The organism is Duganella sp. LjRoot269 (genome assembly GCF_964254095.1).
GTDB classification, from domain to species: Bacteria; Pseudomonadota; Gammaproteobacteria; order Burkholderiales; family Burkholderiaceae_D; genus Rugamonas; species Rugamonas hordei.
The window spans coordinates 7,054,589-7,073,857 of the sequence record NZ_CAXUSL020000001.1 but is presented as its reverse complement, the minus strand read 5'-3'; the positions used below and the strand labels follow the sequence as shown (position 1 = coordinate 7,073,857).

Here is a 19,269-nt window from a genome sequence, read left to right as displayed (position 1 = left end):
GCCCCGCCGCCTTGTTAAAACCCACTGTTCATGTGGGTTTCAGACGCATGAATATGCGATCACCAAAATCCCACCTTATTCAACAAGTTATCAGCCATCACATTTTCGATCCCATATCTAGACGAAAAAGCTGACAATATGGTGGGATGCTGGCCGAACGGCGCGCAGGCAACTGCTCGTATGCGAGAGCCCAAGGCCGATCAGTGCAGCGGCGATGCGCTGACACGCGACCGAAGCGACGGTGCCTGCGGGGGCTTGGATAATCATTTTCGGATGCGTACATGCGATGCTGCCGCATTTGCGGCAGCAATCGTCGCTATTTCCGAACCGTTAGATGGTTTGGCCGCCCGATACTTCGATGCGCTGGCCGGTGACCCAGCGGTTGTCCGGACCGAGCAAGCTTGCGACCATCGGGCCGATATCGTCGGGCACGCCGACGCGGCCGAGCGCGGTCATACCCGCAAATTGCTTGTTGAGGTCGGGCATATCGCGTACCGCGCCACCGAGGAAGTCGGTCTCGATCGCGCCTGGCGCGACGCTGTTCGCCGTGATGCCGCGACGGGCGAATTCCTTGGCCATGTACAAGGTCAGAATCTCGACGGCGCCCTTCGCCGCAGCGTAAGCAGAAAAGCCCGCGAATGACACACGGGTCAAACCCGATGAGAAATTGACGACGCGTCCGCCATCCGTGAGCAGCGGGACCAACGCCTGGGTCAGGAAGAAAACACCCTTCACGTGTGTGTCGAACAGCGCGTCGAACTGAGCTTCCGTGGTGTCGGCGATACTTGCCATGTCGCCTTGCCCCGCATTGTTGACAAGATGATCGAAATTGCTTCGGCCCCAGACCGACGTCAGTGCCGCGCGAACCTGTTCGGAAAATTGCGCGAACGACGCAATATCGGTCACATCCAGTTGAATAGCGACCGCCTTGCGGCTCAGTGCTTCGATTTCGGCGACGACAGCTGCCGCTTCGCTCGCGCCCGTACGATAAGTGACGATCAGGTCACCGCCCCGGCAGGCGATACTGAGGGCGGTATTGCGGCCGAGGCCGCGGCTGGCACCGGTTACGAGTGAAATAGTGGACATCGGTAGATCCCTTCAGATTGAGTATCAAGAGATGCACATCATGGAGTCGCAGGCCGAAAGCAGGTTGCGTGATTGGCTGCATTTTTTGCCCATTAGTCCGATTTTCGGATTGGAAGGCGTTGGCATATTCGCCCGGCGCTATTGCCAAACCACGCCGCCGCCGCTAAGCTGCAAGAATGGACACGGCACTATTGGAAGTTGCGAGTCGTTATGCGGACACCCACGTGGATGCCAGCGGGGTTGCCCGAACCCCCGTTCCAGGACTGGTCATCCTCCGTGAAACCGCCGTCACGTCGCTGCAATATGCGATATCGAAGCCATTGGTCGCGCTGGTTCTTCAGGGTAGTAAACGCGTCAGCATGGGGACGCGTACCTTTGATTTCGGTGCGGCCGAATCCCTGTTAATCACGGCAGATGTCCCCACGGTCAGTCAAATTACCAGCGCCTCTCTCGACAAACCGTATTACTCCATCGTAGTGGAACTCAACCCCAGGGTGATTAGCACCTTGGTGGACGACATTGGTTCCGCGCCCTTCCTGGCCGCAATGCCGATCCGCGTCGAGCCGACCGAGGTAGAAGTAAGCGACGCGGCGCGTCGATTGTTGTGTTTGCTGGATCGTCCGGCAGCGCTGCCTATCCTGCGCGATCAACACCTACGCGAATTACACTACTGGCTGCTGTGCGGGCAGCATGGAGGAGCGATCCGTGCCCTGGGCGTGAACGATAGCCACGCGGGACGTATCGCGCGTGCAGTGGAGATGATACGTTCCAATTTCAGGACATCGCTGCGCACGGAGCAACTTGCTGATGCAGCCGGCATGAGCATGTCTGCCTTCCATGTACATTTTCGTTCGGTGACATCGCTGTCACCGCTTCAGTTCCAGAAGCAGTTGCGGCTCATTGAAGCGAGACGAACCATGCTGGCGGATGGTGCAACTATCGCGACGGCAGCATTCGCTGTGGGCTATGAAAGCGTTCAGCAATTCACGCGCGAGTATGGCCGCGTATTCGGTCAGCCGCCAGGTCGCGATATCCGCATGGCCAAGACAGCAACCCGTTCGGCAGCTTGACTATCCTCACTGTTCGTTTGCTGGCTGGCATCGAGCGCCGCTCGGCGTAGGCTGGCCCGTTATGACGGCCATCACACCTCGGCGAAGTCGGCCATCACACTTTCGATCACAGCGGCCGTGCCGCGACGTTGTCAATCGCGTACAAACCCGCGTAGAATGCGTGGCACGCGGGTGTAGCTCAATGGTAGAGCAGAAGCTTCCCAAGCTTACGACGAGGGTTCGATTCCCTTCACCCGCTCCATAGTAGAAAAGGCCGTAAATCTAGCCTTTGTTTTCCTCCCCAAATATGGATTTCCTCCCCAAAATCATTTTGTTGAATCGACGATCTTGCCTCGGCGCAGGTAGTGGCGCTGCGTCGTCTTGACGCTGTCGTGGCCCAGAAGATCGCTGGCCGCCTGGTCGCCGCGCAGGTCGCTCGTGTCGTCTGCGGCCTTCGCACGGAGGTCGTAGAAGTGGAAGCCTTCGATCGCATCCTTTATGGCCGGCGCCGCCTTTGCGGCTGCCTTGCGGGCCGCGTCGAAGTGGTTGCGCAGCACCGGCGCCGTCAGCCGCTTCCCGTTCGCGTTCGTCAGCAGCGCGCCGGTTACGATCCTGTGCGTCGCCTTCCGCGCGCGAATGCGTTCGACCAGCTCGGCCAGCTTCCCGGCCAAGATGATGCGTAGAGGCTGCTGGGTCTTCGCCTGAGTCACGATAAGATGCCCGTCGATGATGTCGTGCTCGGTCATGCGCAGCGTGTCGGCGGGCCGCTGGCCGGTAAGGTAGGCCAGATCCATTGCGTCGCGCAGCGGCGCGCTGGCCTGCGCGTACACGGCCGCGTACATCGCGTCGGTGATGTAGACGGTGCGCTTGGCCAGCGCGTGCCCTCTGATGCCCTCGCACGGGTTTGGAAGGTCGGTGTAGCCCCAGCCCCGCGCCTGGTTCCACATGGTTGAGAAAAGGCGTTTACACCTGTTGGCGGTGGTCGGCTTGTCGGCGTGGTCATCGAGGAACATCCTGATGTTCATCGGCTTGATTTGATCCAGCGGCGCATCCTTGAACGACGTCATCAGGTGCTTGATGTCCGACGCATACATGCGCGCCGTGCTGCTGGCCAGCTTGGGCACTGCGTCGGTCACATACTTTTTCTGGACGTCGGAGAAGGTGGCGCCACGATGTGGCGCGTCGATGACATTCAGGTCGGCATATTGGCGAAGCGCCAGTATGAAGTCCTGTCCCAGCGGGATCTCCTTGCGCTTGCCGTCGACGGTGCTGCGAAGGTAGTAGTACGTCCTCCCACCAAACACGCGCTTGCGCATGTGTGGCGGGAGATTCAAATTAACGGTTGGCTTTCGACCCATGACTCACTCTCGGCTGTACCCATGTTTTCTGCGGCGGTGCTTCCTTGCGACCTTCGACGGCCGCGACGGTCACCACCGGCCGGCCGATCGCGTTCACCCAAAAGGCGATGCCCATTGTACGCAGTTGCTCAACCTGCTTAGATTTCACTCGTCGGCCGGTAAGAGTGGCCACCTCGTCGAGCGTTAGAAAGGTGCTCACGTCTCGCCTTTCTCGCGCTGCTGCGCGGCCATGGCGGCATCGATAGCGGCAGCTTGCGGACTCGCGTCGTCGCCAACTGCGGGTTTGGCCGGCAATGGTTGCCAGTGTGTCGGGGTGGTAGCCCAGCAATTCGGAATATCTGGCTCGACGGCAGTCTCGTACCAACCTTCCTCGGCGTCGTCAGGGTCTTCCCAGTCATCAGCTATCGCCGCCGCCGAATACCAGCGACCACGCATCGTTCGCCAGTTGCCTAGCTTGTTGAAATACCCCAGCAGCAGCGTACGGCCATCCTTCGGTGCGCTCTCGATCATTTCCCATGCCACCGGCTGCGCCTCTACGCTGATGGCGCGCTGGGCGAGGGCGGCGCGGGCGTGCTCTTGAAGGCCGTACATGTCCCAGTAGCGCAGCCCATTGATGGTACCTGCTTCTTTCGGCGGCGCCGGCAACTCACCGGTCCAAGGTTGCTTTGCGCCTGCTGCTGCGGCACTACGCTTTGCAAGCGTCAGAGAGCGTCGCAAGTACGTGATGTGCTTCTTGGCTTTCGCCAAGTCCATGATGCTGTCCTGCGGCTCGCACTCGGAGGCCAGCGCGCCGGCGTCGTAGTTGTAGTCGGTCTGTGCCACGACCAGATCGTCGGCGGCGGGTGCGCGCATCCGCGCCGCGAAGTCCTGCTTCAGCGCCTCATAGCCGCTCGGGTTCAAGTCGGGGCCGTTGAAGAGGGCGCCCAGCAACTCGTGCGCCAGCTTGCGCGGCATGGTGAATTGTTCTTTGCTCATATCGTTCTCCAGCACCGCACGCGGCGCGTTGGTTATTTAATTTCTGGGGCCAGCGTGATCTCGCTGGCAGGGACCGGTATCGAGCTACCGGCGAGGAAGACCGTGGTCTCAACGTCCCCGCCTGAAAGCCCCGCCTGCATCTGCTGAATGAAGCAAGGCTTCCCCTCGTACATGACCCTCTGCGCCTTGTAGATCGCTCTCAGCAGCATTTGGTCCCTCGTGAAGGCTTCGGCCGTTGCCCGCTGCGATACGCTCAGGTGTGGTTCATTCGCTCCCATGGCTCCTCCTATAGGTTTTGGTGAATGCCTTGTTGACGCTGTGCCCACGCTGCAGCACGGCGCGCGCCAGTCGCGCTCGGTCGTGATGGCTGCTGTCCGACTGTCGCAGCAGGCCGAAGTAGCTGTTGGCCGAGGTGTGGACGTCGTCCGGGTCGATGCTGGCAATGCGGCTGACCGCCTCATTCACCGTGCGGCGTCGGGTCCGCGTGTTCCACGGCCGAATCACGTGACCGACGAAGTCGACGCCGCGCGCCACGGGCTGCAGGATTGTTTTGGAGGGGTTGAGGCACGCATGTAGTCGCTCCGGCAGGAAGGCGTCGATGCGCGCCAGCGCGGCGCCCAGCCACTGTGGTGATTCGTGCAACAACACGAAGTCATCGACGTAGCGGACGTAGTGTCGTGCGCGCACTTGGTGCTTGGCGAATTGGTCGAGCGCGTCGAGGTAGATGTTCGCGAAGAACTGCGACGACAGATTCCCGATCGGCAATCCACAGTGCGCCGGCTGGTTGGTGAGGCGCTTGTGCGGAGGAACGCGCGCCAGTAGTTCCGGCGCGCCGCGCAGCTCGAAATTCTCGCGTGGGTCGTGATGCAGGATCGTGCCGGCCAGGCGCAGCCACCACGGCTCGGTGACCTTGGCGGCGATCTGGGCGTCCAGCACGCGCTTGTCGATCGCGACGAAGAAGTTGGCGAGGTCGCATTTCAGGTACCACAGCGGCTTCGACCAGTTCTGGCTCGCGCTGCGGATCTTCGCCTCCAGGCGCTGCGCCGCGTACAGCGTCCCGCGCCCAGGGATGCAGGCGCAGGTATCGGCGATGAATCTGCTGTAAAACCGCGCTGAGATGCGGTTGTACAGCAGGTGGTGCACTACACGGTCCTTGAAGTCGGCCGCCCATACCTCACGCGCTTTCGGGCGCGTGACGACGAAGCAGATGGATTTCCCGGGTTGATACGAGCCGTCGGCCAGCTCGTCGTGCAGGTCGATCAGGTTGCGCTCCAGGCGCTCCTCGAACTGCAAGGCGCTCCGGGAATTGCGCTTGTTGCGGCGGCAGTCGAAATACGCGACCACCAGATCCTGCAGGGTGAAATCCGCAGGTATCGCATCGCTTTCATCTGCGGACAGCGCGCGCCCGGCCTTCGTTCGACTTGTGGTTGTAGTTCTGGTTGCCATCGTTGAAGTTCTGGTTCCACGCGTTGGAAGGGTTGGAGGCGTGCTGCGTTTATTCGTGCTATCTACGTCGCCCCGCCGAAGGCCTCTACCGATCAGCGGGGAAACTGCGCCAGGCCTTGCCGGACGCCGCCGGCTGGTTCCTGTGATGCGCATGGCGGTGGCCTTGTGAGCCAGCGGCACGACCAGATTTAAAAATCGCACAGACATGACTGCCTTGACGGTCACGTAGCGGGCGACGATGCGGACTGCTTGCGCCATCCACCAGCCTGCTTGCCGATCTTGCCGGTGATGGCGATCGCCTTCGCGTACTGGCCCATCGAAATCAGGTTCAGGTCGACGGAGAGGCGAAACAGCAGCTCCGCGACCTGCACCCTCTCGATCAGCCGGTCGAGATAGGGAACCTTATCCCTGGCGCAGTTGGCCTTGTAGACCAACAACGACAGGTCAAGGCACTCGGCGTTGATCTTCTGGCCGACCGTCGCCTTGAAGTCGCGCCGCATGTTCTTGATCAGTTCCATCGCGAGCAACATCAATTCGTAGGTCAGTTTGTAGATCGGCAATTCGGTGTGGAGGGCCATATAAATTACTGAATTACTGAAGGATTAATCTGCGGACAGCGCGCGCCCGGCCTTCGTCCGACCTGTGGCCGTAGAACTGGAAGCCATCGTAGAAGTACTGGCCCCACGCGTAGGAAGGGTCGGAGGCGTGCTGCTCATCCGACCAGTACCAGCGCGGCTCGAATTCTTCCTTCAGGTTGGCGAACAAGAGCGCCTGCTCGCGCCGCGTCGGCAGCTCACCGCCTGCTGCCTCGGCGAACTTCTTCGCCGCGTCCCAGCTGACGTCCATCGCCACGCCGGCCAGCAGGATCAGGTGGATGTCCGGCGCGCCGTCCTTGCCCAGCAGTAGGCCGGCGTAGGTCTCACCTTCGCGCAGGTTCTCTGCCAAAAATTGTGCTTTGCTCATGTCATGCTCCAGATCGAATTGATGAATAATTAAATTGGCAATCTGCGGACAGCGCGCGCCCGGCCTCCGTACGACTTGCGGCCGTAGTACTGGCTGCCACCGTAGAAGTACTGGTACCACGCGAGGGAAGGGGTGGAGGCGTGCTGCTCACCAGACCAATACCAGTCTTCCTCGAACTGGTCCTTCAGGTTGGCATAGAGCAGGGCCTGCTCGCTGCGGGTCGGCAGCTCGCCGCCGGCCTCGGCCGCGAAGGCCTTGGCCTGATCCCAGGTGACGTCTTCCGCCGCCGCCGGCAACAGCACGATGTGCGTGTCGGGCAAGCCGTTGACGCCGCGTGCGATGCCTGCATACAGGCCACCTTCAAATGCGGCGCCGATGGCCGCCGGGATGGTGCTGAGTTTCTGATCCATGTCTATCTTTCGTTTTGAGTTGGTTGCCGCCGCGCGTCCACGCGGCGGTGAGGCGGTGCTGCTACTGCGGGTGGTGGGCTACCACCAGTTCCAGATCATTGCGGTCACCAGCGCGCCGTAGATCACGGCAATGTCGATCAGCACGGCGCGGCGGGTGTTGTGGTCCTTTGCTACCGTGGCTTGCAGATCCTCGCTGGCGCTGACCGCTGTCTTCTCCGGCAAGCCCAGGTACTTGCGCCACTGGACCTTCGCGCCGTCGACGTCGAATCCCCAGGTGCCCCGATGGCGGCCGGTGATGAACATCGTCCACACGCCACCGCCGCCGGGCGGCAGTTTCGTGATGCGGTGGTACTGGCCGAAATCAATCTGAGCGGTGTGGCCGGCGAGGCGCAGATGCTCCTTGAATTCGGGTACCGGCAAGCCTGGTGGTAGCGGCTCGCCTGCATACGGCCTGTCCTCGGCATACCAGCCGCGCAGCACGATGGTGCGGGCGTTCCATGGGTGATCATGCAGGTGGCGATCCTGATCCCGCAGCAAGATGTGGTGTATGCGGATCGAGATCGGGAAGGCCCAGCGACTGCGGTCGGCGCCAGACTCGCCGGTGTCCGGATAGGCGTTGAAGAGCCAGAAACGCTCCATGTACAGCTCGCCGTTCTTGATGATCGGGCTGTACGGCGTGCGCATGGCGCGCCGGATCAGCCAGTCGGCCACCACCGGCCGCTCCAGCAGGAGCGCTATTGCGGACCAGAGGAATTTGGAGAGGCGCGCCATCATGCTTTTGCCTCCCCGCCCAGCGCCTCGACCAGGTCGGCCAGCATCTTGGCCAGCTCGCCCGTCATCAGCATGAAGTCGCCGTCGAAGCGCTCGCTTTCGTCCTTCGTGCTGCTTTCCTTCTCCTGCAGCACGTCGAGCGGCTTGATCGACTTGATCGCCAGCGTCTCGTCCAGCACGAAGCTGATCTTGCTGTCCCACGTCATGGCCAGGCGCGTGCACTGCTTGCCAGCGTCGATGTGGCGCCGCACCTCGACCGGGTCCAGGGAGTGCTTGATGTAGCGCACCGCTGCCTTGCTCTCGCCGGTGGCGCGCAGCGTCGCATCCATATCGACGGTGAAGCCCGCCGGCGCCTCGTCGGCGTGCAGCCATTCGGTCATGACGCCAACCGGCGAGCGCTGCACGCGCAGGCTCTCCAGCGGCAGCTTGTCGACGGCCTTCAGCAGCAGCTTGATCACTTCGTCTGCGCGGCTCGGGCTGGCCGCGTCGACCACCAGCCAGCCGTTGACAGGATCGATCCAGACGAACGTGCTGCTGGCGATCGAGAAGGCGCGCGGCAGCATCTCGTCGGCGACGCGCTCCTTCAGCTCTTTCATGGCCTTCTTGCCGGGCGCGAAGCCCTGCGCATCTTCCATTTCGACGGCGCGCGCCTTCGCCACTTGGTTGATCACGGTCGCCGGCAGCAGCTTCTTCTCAGTCGACAGGCACAGCAGTAACTGGCGGTTGACGGTGTGCACCAGCTCTCCGGCCGGGCGCGGCGCATCCCAGCCCTGGCGCAGCAGCTCGCTGGCCGTCGGCGGCACGAAGGCGTGCGGCGACAGCGCGGCGATTAGCTGCTCGGCGGTCATGCCCCACGCGACGGGGAGGCGGTAAATCTGGAGGTTCTTAAACCACATGGCGTTTCCTTCTTCGTTATTTTTGGCGGATGGTTTCGGTCAGGCGGACTTGTGCGTCAGCCTGAGCGCGGAGGGCCTGCAGCAGCTCGTGGCCGAGCAGCGTGTATTCAGCGCGCAGATGCTTTGCGCGCTCGATGCTTTGACGGTGCGCATGGCGCGCACGGATGCAGCGCGCCGTGTAAGCGACCAGGTGGATCCAGCGCTTCACGGTTGCACCACGGCGGTGATGCCCAGCGCGCCGGCGTCGTAGGCGGCGTCGATCAGCAGGCCGAGGTCGCCGATCGCGGAGTAGGTGCGCAGGCCGTCGGCTGTGCGCTCGGTGATGAGGTATTTCATGCGTCCGCCGCGGTGGCCGGCGCTGCTTGTTTGACCCGTGCTGCGGCCACCCACAGCGGCAGGGCATCGTCGACAGCGTCGGCGGCGCGCTGGGGCATCAGCACGGCGATGAAGTCAGGCTCTGCCGCCAGACGCGCCACAGCCGAGGTGTCGGGCTTGCCGTCGACGCTGAAGAAGGTCGCGGAACGCGACGGGCCGGCCTTAGGGCAAGCGATCTTGGCGGCGACGTCGACCAGCGCGATGTAAGCGGTGTTGTAGTGGCCGGCAAGGCCCGGGACGAGGCGCTCCGCCGGTGGGATCACTTTCTGGTAAGCCGGGAAGATGCCTTCGACGACCGGGTTGCCAGGCTGAAGCGCGATCTCGGTCGGACCTTCCATCACAGCGACGCGACCGTGGCGCAGCACCAGCTCGCGGCCGTTGTTGATACGCGCCTTCAAGGCTGCGACCGTTGCCGGCGTGATCGTGAGGATGACGTCGTGCTCGCAGATGGCGCTGCGGTCGTGGACGGCGCCGAGCACATGGCCGTTGGTGGCGCAGATGACGGCGCCGCCTGCCGGGTGAGGGCGGATGCTGATCCCGTTCAGGTAGTAACGGATATCGCTGGTCGCCATGAACGGCGTGACCAGGGCGACCAGCTTGGCGCTGACGCGCAGCTTGTCGTGGCTGATAGCCGGCGCGGCGGGCGCGGCCTTGGATGCGTCGGGTGCTATTTCTGCTGCGCTTGCTATCTTCATCGCGTTCTCCATCGGTTTGTGAGTCGATGGATTAAGTGTAGAACACTAAACCTTTTAAAGTCAAGAGTTCTAAACTAAATAAGTGCGGTTGTGGCGTAAAAAAACCCGCTCTCGGCGGGCTTGTTGTACGGGTTAAGGTTCCCGGCCGTATGACTGCCGGTAATTTCTCCTTAATGTGTCGCACTTCGTTTGCATTATTTCCAGCTCGCTTGATTTCGCTGGCAGACGAGCCAAAATCTCACTGCAACGCGAAATAGCATCCTCAGCGGTGTCCCTGCCCCTCTCGGCATCGGAATAGGTCGCAGTTCGTGTGACCGTATAGGCGATCGTAAAAAGCACGATGCCCGCAATAATCGGAAGAGCCCGCGATTTCTTCGCAAATCTTGCACCGCATTTAGGGCACGAAATCGCTGTATCGCTATGCTCGAATTTGCATTCCTTACAGGCTATGATGGTCACTTTTGTGCTTCGTTGAATTCGGCAAGGGCGTGCCGTTACGCGCCTCTATTATATAAAAATTGCACCATTGAAATCTAACCAATTATTTCTCACTAGAGCCTTTGCTCTCGATCTGCGAGCGAAGTTGAGCTACCTCATCGGTAAGCATGCGAAGCTGAGAAAGGATTGGACCAGCTCGCAGGCGATGATTGATCTCCGCGTTGACGCTCCAGGCCTGCGCCTCTGCAGCACTCGCAATTTCGGCGTGTAGATCTACTGATACTCGAACGGACAACTTTACCTGTTCGACTTTCTTCTTTGGAATTTTCATCGCGCGATCATTGCGCGACTTTTTTAAGAAGTGTTGTTTTTGCCCCCGTTCGGCGTCATATTTTTTTGCGCGAAGACTAGACTGGAATTTAACCTTTTTGGTTGGAGTTCAACCATATCATTGCCACTGATAAACAATGAGCTGAGTTTGCCACTTGTTAATATAAATTACCAATGAGCAATTCGTTACAATTCGCGTATATTGGAAAGTAAGCCAATAACTATAAGGAGGTTGAAACATGGAATGTAGTGATCCGAGGAAATCGGATGAGGAAAGAGCCCGAGCTGCGCTTGAGCAAATGGATGACGAGTCTGTAGCTTCTGCGGCAATCATGATGGAAGAACTGGCTCGCAAACATCCACGCCCGCCGCGGCCCAACCTAAAAATCGTTAAAAAAACCGGCGTCTGAGTAGTAATAAAATCAATATTTCGATCTGCCAAAAACTCGCAGATCAACCTTTCGTTAAAAGTAATTTAAAAAAGTGACATTTCGTTAGTTTATAAGAAGCAAATATGTCGTATTGTTTCTTATCTAATATATGAATTGCCACAAATGAACAATGTCGACCGAGCTATGGCTGCATTTCGTGCGCTGAGCGATGAGTACCAGAAGGATGTAATCCCGATGCTAGTTGCTGTGGCTGTCGCCTTCCCCAGAAAGCCCGAACTTCGCTTGATCACGCTCCACGGCCGTGAGATTCCTCTTGGGCGCACCGCTGGCGGCCGCCTCAATTAGAATTTGCCCTCGCTGCGTTGCCATACGAAACAGATTCAACACACGCGCCTCCTCTTCAGTAATGAAGCCTATTCCTGCTAAAACTCCTGCATTTACCGGACTCTCCGTCTTGGGCAGCATTACTTCTGTCGTCGCCGCTATTGGGGCGATCTGACTTTCTTTCTCGGTTGCGCTTCTATCACTAGTATCCGCAACTTTGCGCGCTCCCGCACCAATCATCAACCATATGTGGTTGTAGCCAAGGTTTCTTTCGATGGCCAGGGCATAACGGATATCCATAGATTTGATCCGCCCAGCCAACCATTGGTTGACAACGCTCTTTGAGGCCTCAGCGGCGTGCGCCAGCGCGACCTGAGCGCCGACGCCACCTCGGCCCTCGATCTCATCAAGAATCGACTGCACTCGTTCGATTAAATTTTCCATGTTAAGAACTCTAAACATTTTCCGGTAAAGTGTGCTTGACCCTAAGAAGTGTAGTGTTCTATACTCGAATCAATAGTTAAGAGAGGCGAGAACATGGAATGCACTGAGAAAATCGACGCAGACGAGCTGATTGCATACCTCGGCGGCCCCACTAAAGCGGGTGCCCTTCTCGGTATCTCTAAAAGCGCAGTTTGCCAATGGCGCGTCAACGGCGTGCCTAAGATGCAAGTCAAATACCTGCGCCTTGCCCACCCTGAAGCCTTCTCGGGGAGCGGCGAAAGCGCCACCTCCAGCCCTTCCTGAAATCTCTGACGCCTCTCAGTTTTCCAGTATCGCATAGACATTTTATAAATCTTACGTTTTTTGAACGGACTAGCGCATGAATGCCATTGACGCCTTTCACTCCACCGTGCACAGCTACCCAGGCGGGTGCGAAGCGCTGGCCGCTCGTATGGGCGTCGGCGCCGCCGTGCTACGCAATAAGGCCAACCCGAACGCCGACTACCACAAGCCGACGCTGGCCGATGCCGACCTGGCCATGGCCCTGAGCGGAAACTATGCGGTTCTGCACGCACTCGCGCAAAACCACGGCCACGTGTGCATTCCCGTCCAAACCGAAGCGGCCGCCTCCGACATCGCCATCCTGGAGTTGGTCACGCAGGTGTGGTCCGCCAGCGGCACGGTCGGTGCCGAGGTGCACGCCACGCTGGCCGACGGAATCGTCGAGCAGCACGAGATCGCGCGGGTAAAGGCGGCGGTCTATCGCGTCAATCGCTCTCTGGCCGACATGGTCGCCCGCCTCGAAGGCATGGCAGAAAAATAGATCAACCACCACACGGAGAACCGAATGTCGAACACCACTCCTCGGCTGGATCAAAACCAGCTGATCGACCACCTGTTGCAAAAAATGCGGCTGAAGAACGACGCCGCTCTGTCGCGCCTGCTGGAAGTGGCGCCGCCAGTTATCAGCAAAATCCGCCACCACCACCTTGCCGTCGGTGCCTCGCTGATCATCCGCATGATGGAAAAGTGCGACGTCACGCTGGCCGAGGTGAAGTCCTTCTTGGCGGTGCCTACAGCATGAGCCAGCAGACCACCAATCCGAATCCTCCTACTCAGCCTGAGCAGGAAAAGAAGCAGTTCGAACCGTGTCACGTCATGACCCGGGAGCACTACGAGCGCCTGGCCCGCGAAGCTGCAGGTCAGAAATAGGAAAGGCCCGCGTGGGGCGGGCCTTAGGTACAACAACTACAGAGGAATCTATGTTATCACACTCCAAGTACGCGCTTTCCAAGGCCGAGGCCAGCGCTGAATTCGCTCTCGAAAAGCAACGCCGTGCCGACGCGCAATGGCGCCGCATCGAACACATGCTCACGCACAGCAAGGCATGCACCAGCAAGGAGATCGCCGACGCGCTCGGCGTCTCAGTGAAGTCGGCAACCAACCGCCTCAACGACCTGCGCGAGCTGGGCGAGGTCTGCTACGGAGCGCCGCGCGACGGCTCGACCATCCGTACCTGGTCGCTCGGGGCCGAGGACTTCGCCGCCCGCGCGGAGCACATGCGGCCGACGATCGTCAAGGCGCAGCAGATGGGCATCCAGAACCGCGATCCGCTGATGGCCTTCCTGTTTGGGGCAGCCGACGGCCGCTTTGCTTCCCGGGTCGGTGGCTGATATGGGCGCCTTCTGTGTATTCGGCATCAGCAAGTCGCAGTGCTTGGCCAAAGCCTCGAAGGAGGTAGTCGAATGGGAGGGCAGCGCGACCGGCGCGGTTTTCCTCTCCCCGATTGAATGGGGGCGTCGCCGCAACCTGCGCGCAGCGGAGTTGTTCGCGAGCCTGGAGAAAGTCGAAAAGATCAGTCCTGAGTTCGACGCGCCGCAGTTTTGCCGGGACTGGATTGACACCAACCCGTCGGAAGTGCGTATGACGAAGATCATGGTGCGGGGGGGGCAAGGTAGACGATCTGGGCGAGCCGGTGCTGCGCAAGGGAACGCCTGTCATTGGCTGGGTCGAGTATGCAGAGGAGTGCGCCCATGAAGCGTGATTTCATTTCAGGCGACAAGGTATCAGGATCGATCTACTTTGGCGATTGTCGCGGCAGCCTGCGGGCAATGGCCGCTGCCGGCGTCAAGGTACAAACCTGCGTCACATCGCCGCCGTATTACGGCTTGCGAGACTATGGGCACGCCGGCCAGCGCGGGCACGAAGCAACGCCGGAAGAATTCATCGCAGCGTTAGTTGAGGATTTCCGCTGCGTGCGCGACGTACTGACCGACGACGGTACGCTGTGGATCAATATCGGCGATAGCTACGCTAGCAAACCGAACGGACCCGCCGGTGCTGCCGGGCATAAAGGTGATGCGCCGCATGTCGCTGTGCGAAAAGCGCACGCGCGCCGCTCCAGTTCCATTCCGCCAGGGCTTAAGCATAAAGACCTAATCGGTATCCCTTGGATGCTCGCCTTCGCCTTGCGCGCCGATGGATGGTATCTGCGCCAGGACATCGTTTGGCACAAGCCAAATCCAATGCCCGAATCGGTGACTGATCGTTGCACGAAAGCGCACGAATACGTGTTCCTGCTGTCGAAATCGCCGCGTTATTTTTACGATGCGGAGGCGGTCAAGGAGCCGGCAGTGTACGCCGGATCCGGGCGCGAAAGCAAAAAGCGCGGCGAGTTTAACGACAAGGGTCAAGCTTCAGGGCGGGAGCCATTTCGCGCGATTACCGAAACCCGGAACCGTCGTAGCGTGTGGACCATCGCTACCAAACCATATAAGGGGGCGCACTTCGCGGTTTTCCCATCTGCGCTAGTCGATCCGTGCATCTTGGCCGGCACCAGTGCCAAGGGCCATTGCCCGTTGTGTTTCGCCCGGTGGGAGCGTCAGGTGGAGCGCACGGCTATGGTGGTTCGAAAAACGGAGCGCAACAAGGATCGCGGCACGCGAACTGGCACCAGCGGCACAATGGTATCGCCTGCTAGCGCCATCACGACCGGGTGGGCGCCCACCTGTGCGTGCGGCGTCGACGCAGCGCCCGACGCTGTGCTGGACCCGTTCATGGGCAGCGGCACCACGGCTGCTGTCGCCATCGAGCACGGCCGCCGGTTCATAGGATGCGAACTCAATTGTTCCTATTTGCCATTACAAGAAAAGCGAATCTCGGAAGCTTATTTACAGCGGCCCACTATGACTAAGCGAAAAATTCTGAAGCCCGCATTTGCTGTTGGCAATCCAAAGCCACAAGCCGAACTATTTGGGCATCTCGGTAAGGAGGCTGCGTAATGGCCCGTATCCGCTCAATCAAACCGGAGTTCCCGCAGTCCGAAAGCATGGGCAATGTTTCGCGTGAAGCGCGCCTGACGTTCATCATGCTTTGGACCCTCGCCGACGATGAAGGGAGGCTTCGCGGAAATTCGCGAATGCTCGCGAGCCTTCTTTTCCCATACGATAACGACGCTGGAGACCTCATTGACGATTGGCTGCTGGAACTTGAACGCGAGGGCTGCATTGTCCGCTACAAAAACGGCAAGGACAGCTACATGCAACTCTGTAACTGGTTGATTCATCAGAAGATTGATAAGCCGAGCAAGTCAAAAATAGCACCATTCGCCGAATCCTCGCGAATCCTCGCGAATGCTCGTGGTGGGATCAAGGATCAAGGAGAGGATCAAGGAAGGGATCAAGGAGAGGAGGCTCGCGACAAAACCGTCGTCGTCGATCCATCCGAAGATGCTCCCGAGATCGCTGCTGGTGCCTTGGCTGACCTGCAAGTCCCGAACTCTGCTCCGCTCCCGGTACGCAATTCGCCGCCGGTCTCCGATGATCCCGCCGTCGTGCTTACCGTCGAACTCCGGCGCTTGGGTGTGAACGTGATGTCGACCAACCCGTACCTGATCGCATGGGTTCGCGATGCCGTGCCGTTGTCGATGCTGGCTGAGGCCGTGGCACTGGCTCGGGAGCACAAGGGCGATGCGCCGATACCTCCGGCCTACCTCGTGCCGATCGTGCAGAAACTGCGCAACCCGCCGGCGGCTCGGCAATCCAGCGCCCGCGCCCAGTCGGCGCCAAACGAAAAGTTCAACTTCGGCCACCTGGACCGCTCCGGCGATGTCAAGGCGATGGAGGCGAGCATGAAACGCCACGGTGTCGTGGTCCCAGTCGGCGATGAGGAGATTGAAATATGAATGATGTATCCATGGAAACTATTTCGACTTTTCTCGGCGCTGTCGGCATGCGTATGGTGAAGATCGACGGCGAATGCCTCACGCACGGCCCTGCAAGCGTCCTGGTGCGCTCCGGGAGCAATTGGCACTGTCCGGCATGCCTGGAGATCGAAATGGCCGCTGAGGCCCGCTCAATGTGGTTAGCGGACCGGAATGCTACGCTGATGCAAGCGGCGCACATCCCGCTCAAGTACATCGGCCAGCGCTTCATCGCCACCGCGCCGGCGCAAAAGGAGGTCCGGGCCCAGGTTCGCATCTTCCGCGACTTCATCCTGCAGGAGCGAACGTGGGCGGCGCTGATCATGATAGGAACTACCGGCACCGGCAAGACGCTCTTGGCGTGCGAATTTGGTCAATCGCTGATCGCCAACGCATCGCGCTCCGTCCGCTACATCACCGCCGCCGGCATGATCAGCGAAATCCAAGCCAGCTACGGACGAGAGGGTAAGACGGAGGAAGGGGAGATCCTTCGCTTCGTGCAATACGACGTCCTCATCCTCGACGAAATCGACGCCATCCGATCGACTGAAAACGCGAACCTGCTGCTGACCGAGATCATCAACCGCCGCTACAACGAGGCAAAACCGGTCGTGGTGATCAGCAACCAGCCATTCGACTCGCTGGCGAAGTACGTCGGCGAGCGTGTCTACAGCCGGCTGCACGAGAACGCATTCACTTGCGCGTTCACCTGGGCCGACGCGAGGAAGACGGCATGAGCATCGACATCGACCGCATTTACGCGCTGGTGGCGCAGCGCCCTGGCATCCGGACGGTGGAGATCGCCGACGAAATCGATTGCGACGCCGACCAGGTCAAGCCTCGCCTTTCGGGCGACATCGCAGCCGGGAACATCGCGGTACGACCGATCTCCGCACCGAACGGCCGAACGGTGGATGCTTTCGAGTTCACCGCCGAGTTCATGGCCTCGCCCTTCTACGGACTGATCGCCGCGCGCGCAGGCCTCGACTCGGCGCTGCGCGACCTTTCGCAAGCCGTTTCGCCAGCATCGCCAGAGGCGGTACCGCCAGCGCCGAAGCGCCGCGGCAAGCGGGAGAAGCTGAGCCAGGGCCTGCAATATCCGCAGCCGCGCGCCCCGATCGTCGCCCCTCCGCCCAGCTACCCGGAGCGGGCGATCGCCTTCCTGCGCGCTGCTGGCGGCCGGGCCGGAAACGAAGCGCTGCGCGAGGCTTTGTCGCTTGGCCGTGGCACTTCGCCCAGCTCGTACTTGCGCGCCGCCATTGCCGACGGCAGGCTGGTCCGCGACGGCCGCGACTGGATGATTGGCCCCAATGTCGACGTCATGCCGCGCTACGCGCCCGGCAAGACGGCTGCCCGGGCGATTCCGGCGCCGCCCAGCGCCGCCGCGCCGGCGCCGAGGGCGTTCCGGTGCGCGCGCTGGTCCGACGGCGTGCTTGAGCTGCAGCGGGATGGCGTCACCATCGCGATGCTGGAGCAGGCCGAGCAGACGGCGCTGATAGCGATGCTGGCGGTGACGGTTTGAGCGCGAAGCTGTTTAAGGACGGCGCCTACTGGCACTACCGGTTCCAGGTGAAGCCGTTCGCCCGCGTGCAGCGCAGCACGCGGCTGACCAACGAGGCGAAGGCCCGCGCCGTGGCCGACAAGGCCTACGCCGACGCGGTCGCCCGAGCCAACGGCGGCGAGCCGATCCCGACCCTGAGCGAGCTGCTGGCCGACTGGATGGTGGTGCGCGGTCCGCACTCCAGCGCCGACCACGTGCGCAGCGTCGAGATCTTCGGCCGCCTGCACATGTACGGCATGGGCGCGCTGCCGGTCAGCAAGATCGACACCGACGTCGTCGAGCGCGCGCGCAGCGCCCACCTGATGACGCACGGCCGCGCCACCGCGAACCACTGGATGCGCATCCTCAAGCTGCTGGTCAACTGGGCGGTGCGCCGCCGCATCCTGCCGCGCCTGCCGTGGGACGTCACCATGCTGCCGGTGCAGAAGCGCCCGCGCGCGATCCTGCCGTTGTCCGCCGCGCTGACCTGGTTCGCCGCCGTCGACAGCGCCTCGCCGCGGTCGCCGTCGATCGGCGTGGCTGTCAGGATGATGCTGTGGCTGGGCCTGCGCGAATCCGAGGCGATCACCGCGCGCTGGGAATGGATCGACTGGGAGCGCGGCACCTACACCCCCGGCAAGACCAAGGGCAAGGAGGCCGACGCGCTGCCGATGATGCCGTGGCTGGTCGACTACCTCAAGCCGCGGCGTCGGGCCGATGGGCTGATCGTGTGCAAGCCGGACGGCAGCGAGTATGCGCGCAGCTTCGCCCGGGCCGCCATCCGCGTCGCCAACGGGATCTGCGCCACCAAGGGCATCACGCCACACCGCCTGCGCGGCACCATCGCCACGCTGATGAGCGAGTCGGGCGCGCCGGTCCAGAGCATCCAGGCCTACCTGCGCCACAAGGACGTGCGCACCACCATGGCCTACCTCGAAAAGAACACCGACCTGATCACCACCGCACAAGCAAAAATCGCTGAAAAAGCCGGTTTAACATGGCGGGAAAGTGGCGGGGTGCTTGAAAGCGAGCCTTATAGAACCTGAATGTGCAAATTATTGAGGATCATCAGAAACAACCCAGCCCTGCGCCACCAAAAAGCCGGGCGGAACAACCGCAAGACCGTCAAAACTAGGGGAACACCATGCTGCTGCGAGTGAAAAAACAAGACGTCCAGGTCGATTCGTGGGTGCGCCCCGAGCCGCTCGACTACTGCCTGGCCGTCTGGAAGGATTGGATGGCCAGCACCGGCCAGCGTAACCTCGGCGCCCGCATCATGGGCGGCCTGGTCGGCGAAACGGACGGCCACGGCCAAGACCTGCACGAGGCGCAGCACAGCCACGACATGCAGGTCGCTGCCGCCACCGATGCGATGATCGATAGCCTTGATCGCATTCACGTCTGGGCGATCTACGCCAGCTGCCGCATCGCCACCGCCTGGCGCTTCCCGAATGCCGACTTGGTGACGACGGCCGCCGACGCGCGCGACCAGCTGGTGATCAAGTTGAAAAAAAATGAGTGCACGCGGAATCTTTTCTGATATAGTGCACGCACACGGGGATTCGTTCGCCCGGAG

At 60.9% G+C, this 19,269-nt stretch carries 28 protein-coding genes and 1 tRNA gene; 13 read left to right on the top strand and 16 right to left on the bottom strand.

Annotated features, from left to right (window positions below; all coding sequences use genetic code 11):
* Positions 1–330: 330 nt before the first annotated feature.
* Positions 331–1,086 carry an SDR family NAD(P)-dependent oxidoreductase gene (locus ACSQ3S_RS31660; RefSeq protein ID WP_436144873.1) on the bottom strand — a complete coding sequence of 252 codons (756 nt, stop codon included), beginning with the start codon at positions 1,084–1,086 and terminating at the stop codon, positions 331–333.
* 176 nt (positions 1,087–1,262) lie between these two features.
* Here ACSQ3S_RS31660 and ACSQ3S_RS31655 point away from each other — a divergent pair, with 176 nt between their 5' ends.
* Entirely contained in the window at positions 1,263–2,156 is an 894-nt protein-coding gene (locus ACSQ3S_RS31655) for an AraC family transcriptional regulator (protein WP_436144872.1), read from the top strand.
* Positions 2,157–2,323: 167 nt separating this feature from the next.
* Positions 2,324–2,397, top strand: a tRNA-Gly gene (locus ACSQ3S_RS31650).
* A gap of 64 nt (positions 2,398–2,461) precedes the next feature.
* Here the strand turns inward: ACSQ3S_RS31650 and ACSQ3S_RS31645 are convergent.
* The 15 genes from ACSQ3S_RS31645 to ACSQ3S_RS31575 all read right to left on the bottom strand — a co-directional run bounded on the left by ACSQ3S_RS31645 (position 2,462) and on the right by ACSQ3S_RS31575 (position 11,952).
* Complete coding sequence (locus ACSQ3S_RS31645) at positions 2,462–3,451, bottom strand: tyrosine-type recombinase/integrase (protein WP_436144871.1); 990 nt, start codon at positions 3,449–3,451, stop codon at positions 2,462–2,464.
* Positions 3,452–3,470: 19 nt separating this feature from the next.
* Complete coding sequence (locus tag ACSQ3S_RS31640; protein ID WP_436144870.1) at positions 3,471–3,692, bottom strand: DUF4224 domain-containing protein; 222 nt, start codon at positions 3,690–3,692, stop codon at positions 3,471–3,473.
* Positions 3,689–4,468 (bottom strand): hypothetical protein, encoded by a 780-nt coding sequence (locus ACSQ3S_RS31635; RefSeq protein WP_436144869.1) that lies wholly within the window; start codon positions 4,466–4,468, stop codon positions 3,689–3,691. The genes ACSQ3S_RS31640 and ACSQ3S_RS31635 overlap by 4 nt, the downstream gene beginning before the upstream one ends.
* Before the next feature lie 32 nt (positions 4,469–4,500).
* A complete protein-coding gene (locus ACSQ3S_RS31630) occupies positions 4,501–4,746 on the bottom strand; it encodes a hypothetical protein (RefSeq protein ID WP_436144868.1) in 246 nt (81 codons plus the stop codon).
* Positions 4,733–5,914, bottom strand: coding sequence for an RNA-directed DNA polymerase (locus ACSQ3S_RS31625; RefSeq protein WP_436144867.1), 1,182 nt, complete (start codon positions 5,912–5,914; stop codon positions 4,733–4,735). The genes ACSQ3S_RS31630 and ACSQ3S_RS31625 overlap by 14 nt, the downstream gene beginning before the upstream one ends.
* Before the next feature lie 221 nt (positions 5,915–6,135).
* The gene (locus ACSQ3S_RS31620; protein ID WP_436144866.1) at positions 6,136–6,492 is read right to left on the bottom strand and encodes a four helix bundle protein; all 357 of its coding nucleotides are present in this window, start codon (positions 6,490–6,492) and stop codon (positions 6,136–6,138) included.
* A gap of 13 nt (positions 6,493–6,505) precedes the next feature.
* A complete protein-coding gene (locus tag ACSQ3S_RS31615) occupies positions 6,506–6,877 on the bottom strand; it encodes a DUF1566 domain-containing protein (RefSeq protein ID WP_436144865.1) in 372 nt (123 codons plus the stop codon).
* Positions 6,878–6,906: 29 nt separating this feature from the next.
* Positions 6,907–7,287, bottom strand: coding sequence for a DUF1566 domain-containing protein (locus ACSQ3S_RS31610; RefSeq protein ID WP_436144864.1), 381 nt, complete (start codon positions 7,285–7,287; stop codon positions 6,907–6,909).
* Between the two features lie 78 nt (positions 7,288–7,365).
* Positions 7,366–8,061: a hypothetical protein gene (locus tag ACSQ3S_RS31605; protein ID WP_436144863.1), complete on the bottom strand. Its 696-nt coding sequence runs from the start codon at positions 8,059–8,061 to the stop codon at positions 7,366–7,368.
* Entirely contained in the window at positions 8,058–8,954 is an 897-nt protein-coding gene (locus ACSQ3S_RS31600) for a recombination-associated protein RdgC (RefSeq protein WP_436144862.1), read from the bottom strand. The genes ACSQ3S_RS31605 and ACSQ3S_RS31600 overlap by 4 nt, the downstream gene beginning before the upstream one ends.
* 16 nt (positions 8,955–8,970) lie before the next feature.
* On the bottom strand, positions 8,971–9,162 hold the full coding sequence (locus ACSQ3S_RS31595) for a hypothetical protein (RefSeq protein ID WP_436144861.1): 192 nt from the start codon (positions 9,160–9,162) through the stop codon (positions 8,971–8,973).
* Positions 9,159–9,290, bottom strand: coding sequence for a hypothetical protein (locus tag ACSQ3S_RS31590; protein ID WP_436144860.1), 132 nt, complete (start codon positions 9,288–9,290; stop codon positions 9,159–9,161). The genes ACSQ3S_RS31595 and ACSQ3S_RS31590 overlap by 4 nt, the downstream gene beginning before the upstream one ends.
* Positions 9,287–10,024 carry a hypothetical protein gene (locus ACSQ3S_RS31585; protein ID WP_436144859.1) on the bottom strand — a complete coding sequence of 246 codons (738 nt, stop codon included), beginning with the start codon at positions 10,022–10,024 and terminating at the stop codon, positions 9,287–9,289. The genes ACSQ3S_RS31590 and ACSQ3S_RS31585 overlap by 4 nt, the downstream gene beginning before the upstream one ends.
* 541 nt (positions 10,025–10,565) lie before the next feature.
* Positions 10,566–10,793 (bottom strand): toxin-antitoxin system HicB family antitoxin, encoded by a 228-nt coding sequence (locus ACSQ3S_RS31580; protein WP_436144858.1) that lies wholly within the window; start codon positions 10,791–10,793, stop codon positions 10,566–10,568.
* 628 nt (positions 10,794–11,421) lie between these two features.
* The gene (locus ACSQ3S_RS31575; protein WP_436144857.1) at positions 11,422–11,952 is read right to left on the bottom strand and encodes a hypothetical protein; all 531 of its coding nucleotides are present in this window, start codon (positions 11,950–11,952) and stop codon (positions 11,422–11,424) included.
* A 93-nt stretch (positions 11,953–12,045) separates the two neighbouring features.
* Between ACSQ3S_RS31575 and ACSQ3S_RS31570 the strand changes: the two genes are divergently transcribed.
* The 11 genes from ACSQ3S_RS31570 to ACSQ3S_RS31520 all read left to right on the top strand — a co-directional run bounded on the left by ACSQ3S_RS31570 (position 12,046) and on the right by ACSQ3S_RS31520 (position 19,233).
* The gene (locus tag ACSQ3S_RS31570; protein ID WP_436144856.1) at positions 12,046–12,255 is read left to right on the top strand and encodes a Cro/CI family transcriptional regulator; all 210 of its coding nucleotides are present in this window, start codon (positions 12,046–12,048) and stop codon (positions 12,253–12,255) included.
* A gap of 76 nt (positions 12,256–12,331) precedes the next feature.
* Positions 12,332–12,775 (top strand): phage regulatory CII family protein, encoded by a 444-nt coding sequence (locus tag ACSQ3S_RS31565; protein WP_436144855.1) that lies wholly within the window; start codon positions 12,332–12,334, stop codon positions 12,773–12,775.
* A 24-nt stretch (positions 12,776–12,799) separates the two neighbouring features.
* The gene (locus ACSQ3S_RS31560) at positions 12,800–13,036 is read left to right on the top strand and encodes a hypothetical protein (protein ID WP_436144854.1); all 237 of its coding nucleotides are present in this window, start codon (positions 12,800–12,802) and stop codon (positions 13,034–13,036) included.
* Positions 13,033–13,164, top strand: a complete 132-nt coding sequence (locus tag ACSQ3S_RS31555; protein ID WP_436144853.1) for a hypothetical protein — start codon at positions 13,033–13,035, stop codon at positions 13,162–13,164. Before ACSQ3S_RS31560 ends, ACSQ3S_RS31555 begins: the two co-directional genes overlap by 4 nt.
* Positions 13,165–13,214: 50 nt before the next feature.
* A complete protein-coding gene (locus tag ACSQ3S_RS31550; RefSeq protein WP_436144852.1) occupies positions 13,215–13,625 on the top strand; it encodes a hypothetical protein in 411 nt (136 codons plus the stop codon).
* Between the two features lie 360 nt (positions 13,626–13,985).
* Entirely contained in the window at positions 13,986–15,233 is a 1,248-nt protein-coding gene (locus ACSQ3S_RS31545) for a DNA-methyltransferase (RefSeq protein WP_436144851.1), read from the top strand.
* Positions 15,233–16,135, top strand: coding sequence for a hypothetical protein (locus tag ACSQ3S_RS31540; protein WP_436144850.1), 903 nt, complete (start codon positions 15,233–15,235; stop codon positions 16,133–16,135). Before ACSQ3S_RS31545 ends, ACSQ3S_RS31540 begins: the two co-directional genes overlap by 1 nt.
* Positions 16,132–16,890, top strand: coding sequence for an ATP-binding protein (locus tag ACSQ3S_RS31535; RefSeq protein ID WP_436144849.1), 759 nt, complete (start codon positions 16,132–16,134; stop codon positions 16,888–16,890). The genes ACSQ3S_RS31540 and ACSQ3S_RS31535 overlap by 4 nt, the downstream gene beginning before the upstream one ends.
* The gene (locus ACSQ3S_RS31530; RefSeq protein ID WP_436144848.1) at positions 16,887–17,675 is read left to right on the top strand and encodes a hypothetical protein; all 789 of its coding nucleotides are present in this window, start codon (positions 16,887–16,889) and stop codon (positions 17,673–17,675) included. The genes ACSQ3S_RS31535 and ACSQ3S_RS31530 overlap by 4 nt, the downstream gene beginning before the upstream one ends.
* Positions 17,672–18,739 (top strand): tyrosine-type recombinase/integrase, encoded by a 1,068-nt coding sequence (locus tag ACSQ3S_RS31525; RefSeq protein WP_436144847.1) that lies wholly within the window; start codon positions 17,672–17,674, stop codon positions 18,737–18,739. The genes ACSQ3S_RS31530 and ACSQ3S_RS31525 overlap by 4 nt, the downstream gene beginning before the upstream one ends.
* 98 nt (positions 18,740–18,837) lie before the next feature.
* Positions 18,838–19,233, top strand: coding sequence for a hypothetical protein (locus ACSQ3S_RS31520; protein ID WP_436144846.1), 396 nt, complete (start codon positions 18,838–18,840; stop codon positions 19,231–19,233).
* Positions 19,234–19,269 lie beyond the last annotated feature (36 nt).

Bases quoted from the DNA above. Each gene is read 5' to 3' on its own strand.
- ACSQ3S_RS31550 (WP_436144852.1), top strand. From the start codon at position 13,215: ATGTTATCACACTCCAAGTACGCGCTTTCCAAGGCCGAGGCCAGCGCT.
- ACSQ3S_RS31645 (WP_436144871.1), bottom strand. From the start codon at position 3,451: ATGCGCAAGCGCGTGTTTGGTGGGAGGACGTACTACTACCTTCGCAGC.
- ACSQ3S_RS31605 (WP_436144863.1), bottom strand. From the start codon at position 8,061: ATGATGGCGCGCCTCTCCAAATTCCTCTGGTCCGCAATAGCGCTCCTG.
- ACSQ3S_RS31615 (WP_436144865.1), bottom strand. From the start codon at position 6,877: ATGAGCAAAGCACAATTTTTGGCAGAGAACCTGCGCGAAGGTGAGACC.
- ACSQ3S_RS31585 (WP_436144859.1), bottom strand. From the start codon at position 10,024: ATGAAGATAGCAAGCGCAGCAGAAATAGCACCCGACGCATCCAAGGCC.
- ACSQ3S_RS31655 (WP_436144872.1), top strand. From the start codon at position 1,263: ATGGACACGGCACTATTGGAAGTTGCGAGTCGTTATGCGGACACCCAC.
- ACSQ3S_RS31560 (WP_436144854.1), top strand. From the start codon at position 12,800: ATGTCGAACACCACTCCTCGGCTGGATCAAAACCAGCTGATCGACCAC.
- ACSQ3S_RS31545 (WP_436144851.1), top strand. From the start codon at position 13,986: ATGAAGCGTGATTTCATTTCAGGCGACAAGGTATCAGGATCGATCTAC.
- ACSQ3S_RS31540 (WP_436144850.1), top strand. From the start codon at position 15,233: ATGGCCCGTATCCGCTCAATCAAACCGGAGTTCCCGCAGTCCGAAAGC.
- ACSQ3S_RS31630 (WP_436144868.1), bottom strand. From the start codon at position 4,746: ATGGGAGCGAATGAACCACACCTGAGCGTATCGCAGCGGGCAACGGCC.
- ACSQ3S_RS31535 (WP_436144849.1), top strand. From the start codon at position 16,132: ATGAATGATGTATCCATGGAAACTATTTCGACTTTTCTCGGCGCTGTC.
- ACSQ3S_RS31570 (WP_436144856.1), top strand. From the start codon at position 12,046: ATGGAATGCACTGAGAAAATCGACGCAGACGAGCTGATTGCATACCTC.
- ACSQ3S_RS31580 (WP_436144858.1), bottom strand. From the start codon at position 10,793: ATGAAAATTCCAAAGAAGAAAGTCGAACAGGTAAAGTTGTCCGTTCGA.
- ACSQ3S_RS31610 (WP_436144864.1), bottom strand. From the start codon at position 7,287: ATGGATCAGAAACTCAGCACCATCCCGGCGGCCATCGGCGCCGCATTT.
- ACSQ3S_RS31520 (WP_436144846.1), top strand. From the start codon at position 18,838: ATGCTGCTGCGAGTGAAAAAACAAGACGTCCAGGTCGATTCGTGGGTG.
- ACSQ3S_RS31660 (WP_436144873.1), bottom strand. From the start codon at position 1,086: ATGTCCACTATTTCACTCGTAACCGGTGCCAGCCGCGGCCTCGGCCGC.
- ACSQ3S_RS31590 (WP_436144860.1), bottom strand. From the start codon at position 9,290: ATGAAATACCTCATCACCGAGCGCACAGCCGACGGCCTGCGCACCTAC.
- ACSQ3S_RS31575 (WP_436144857.1), bottom strand. From the start codon at position 11,952: ATGGAAAATTTAATCGAACGAGTGCAGTCGATTCTTGATGAGATCGAG.
- ACSQ3S_RS31555 (WP_436144853.1), top strand. From the start codon at position 13,033: ATGAGCCAGCAGACCACCAATCCGAATCCTCCTACTCAGCCTGAGCAG.
- ACSQ3S_RS31635 (WP_436144869.1), bottom strand. From the start codon at position 4,468: ATGAGCAAAGAACAATTCACCATGCCGCGCAAGCTGGCGCACGAGTTG.
- ACSQ3S_RS31625 (WP_436144867.1), bottom strand. From the start codon at position 5,914: ATGGCAACCAGAACTACAACCACAAGTCGAACGAAGGCCGGGCGCGCG.
- ACSQ3S_RS31565 (WP_436144855.1), top strand. From the start codon at position 12,332: ATGAATGCCATTGACGCCTTTCACTCCACCGTGCACAGCTACCCAGGC.
- ACSQ3S_RS31620 (WP_436144866.1), bottom strand. From the start codon at position 6,492: ATGGCCCTCCACACCGAATTGCCGATCTACAAACTGACCTACGAATTG.
- ACSQ3S_RS31530 (WP_436144848.1), top strand. From the start codon at position 16,887: ATGAGCATCGACATCGACCGCATTTACGCGCTGGTGGCGCAGCGCCCT.
- ACSQ3S_RS31600 (WP_436144862.1), bottom strand. From the start codon at position 8,954: ATGTGGTTTAAGAACCTCCAGATTTACCGCCTCCCCGTCGCGTGGGGC.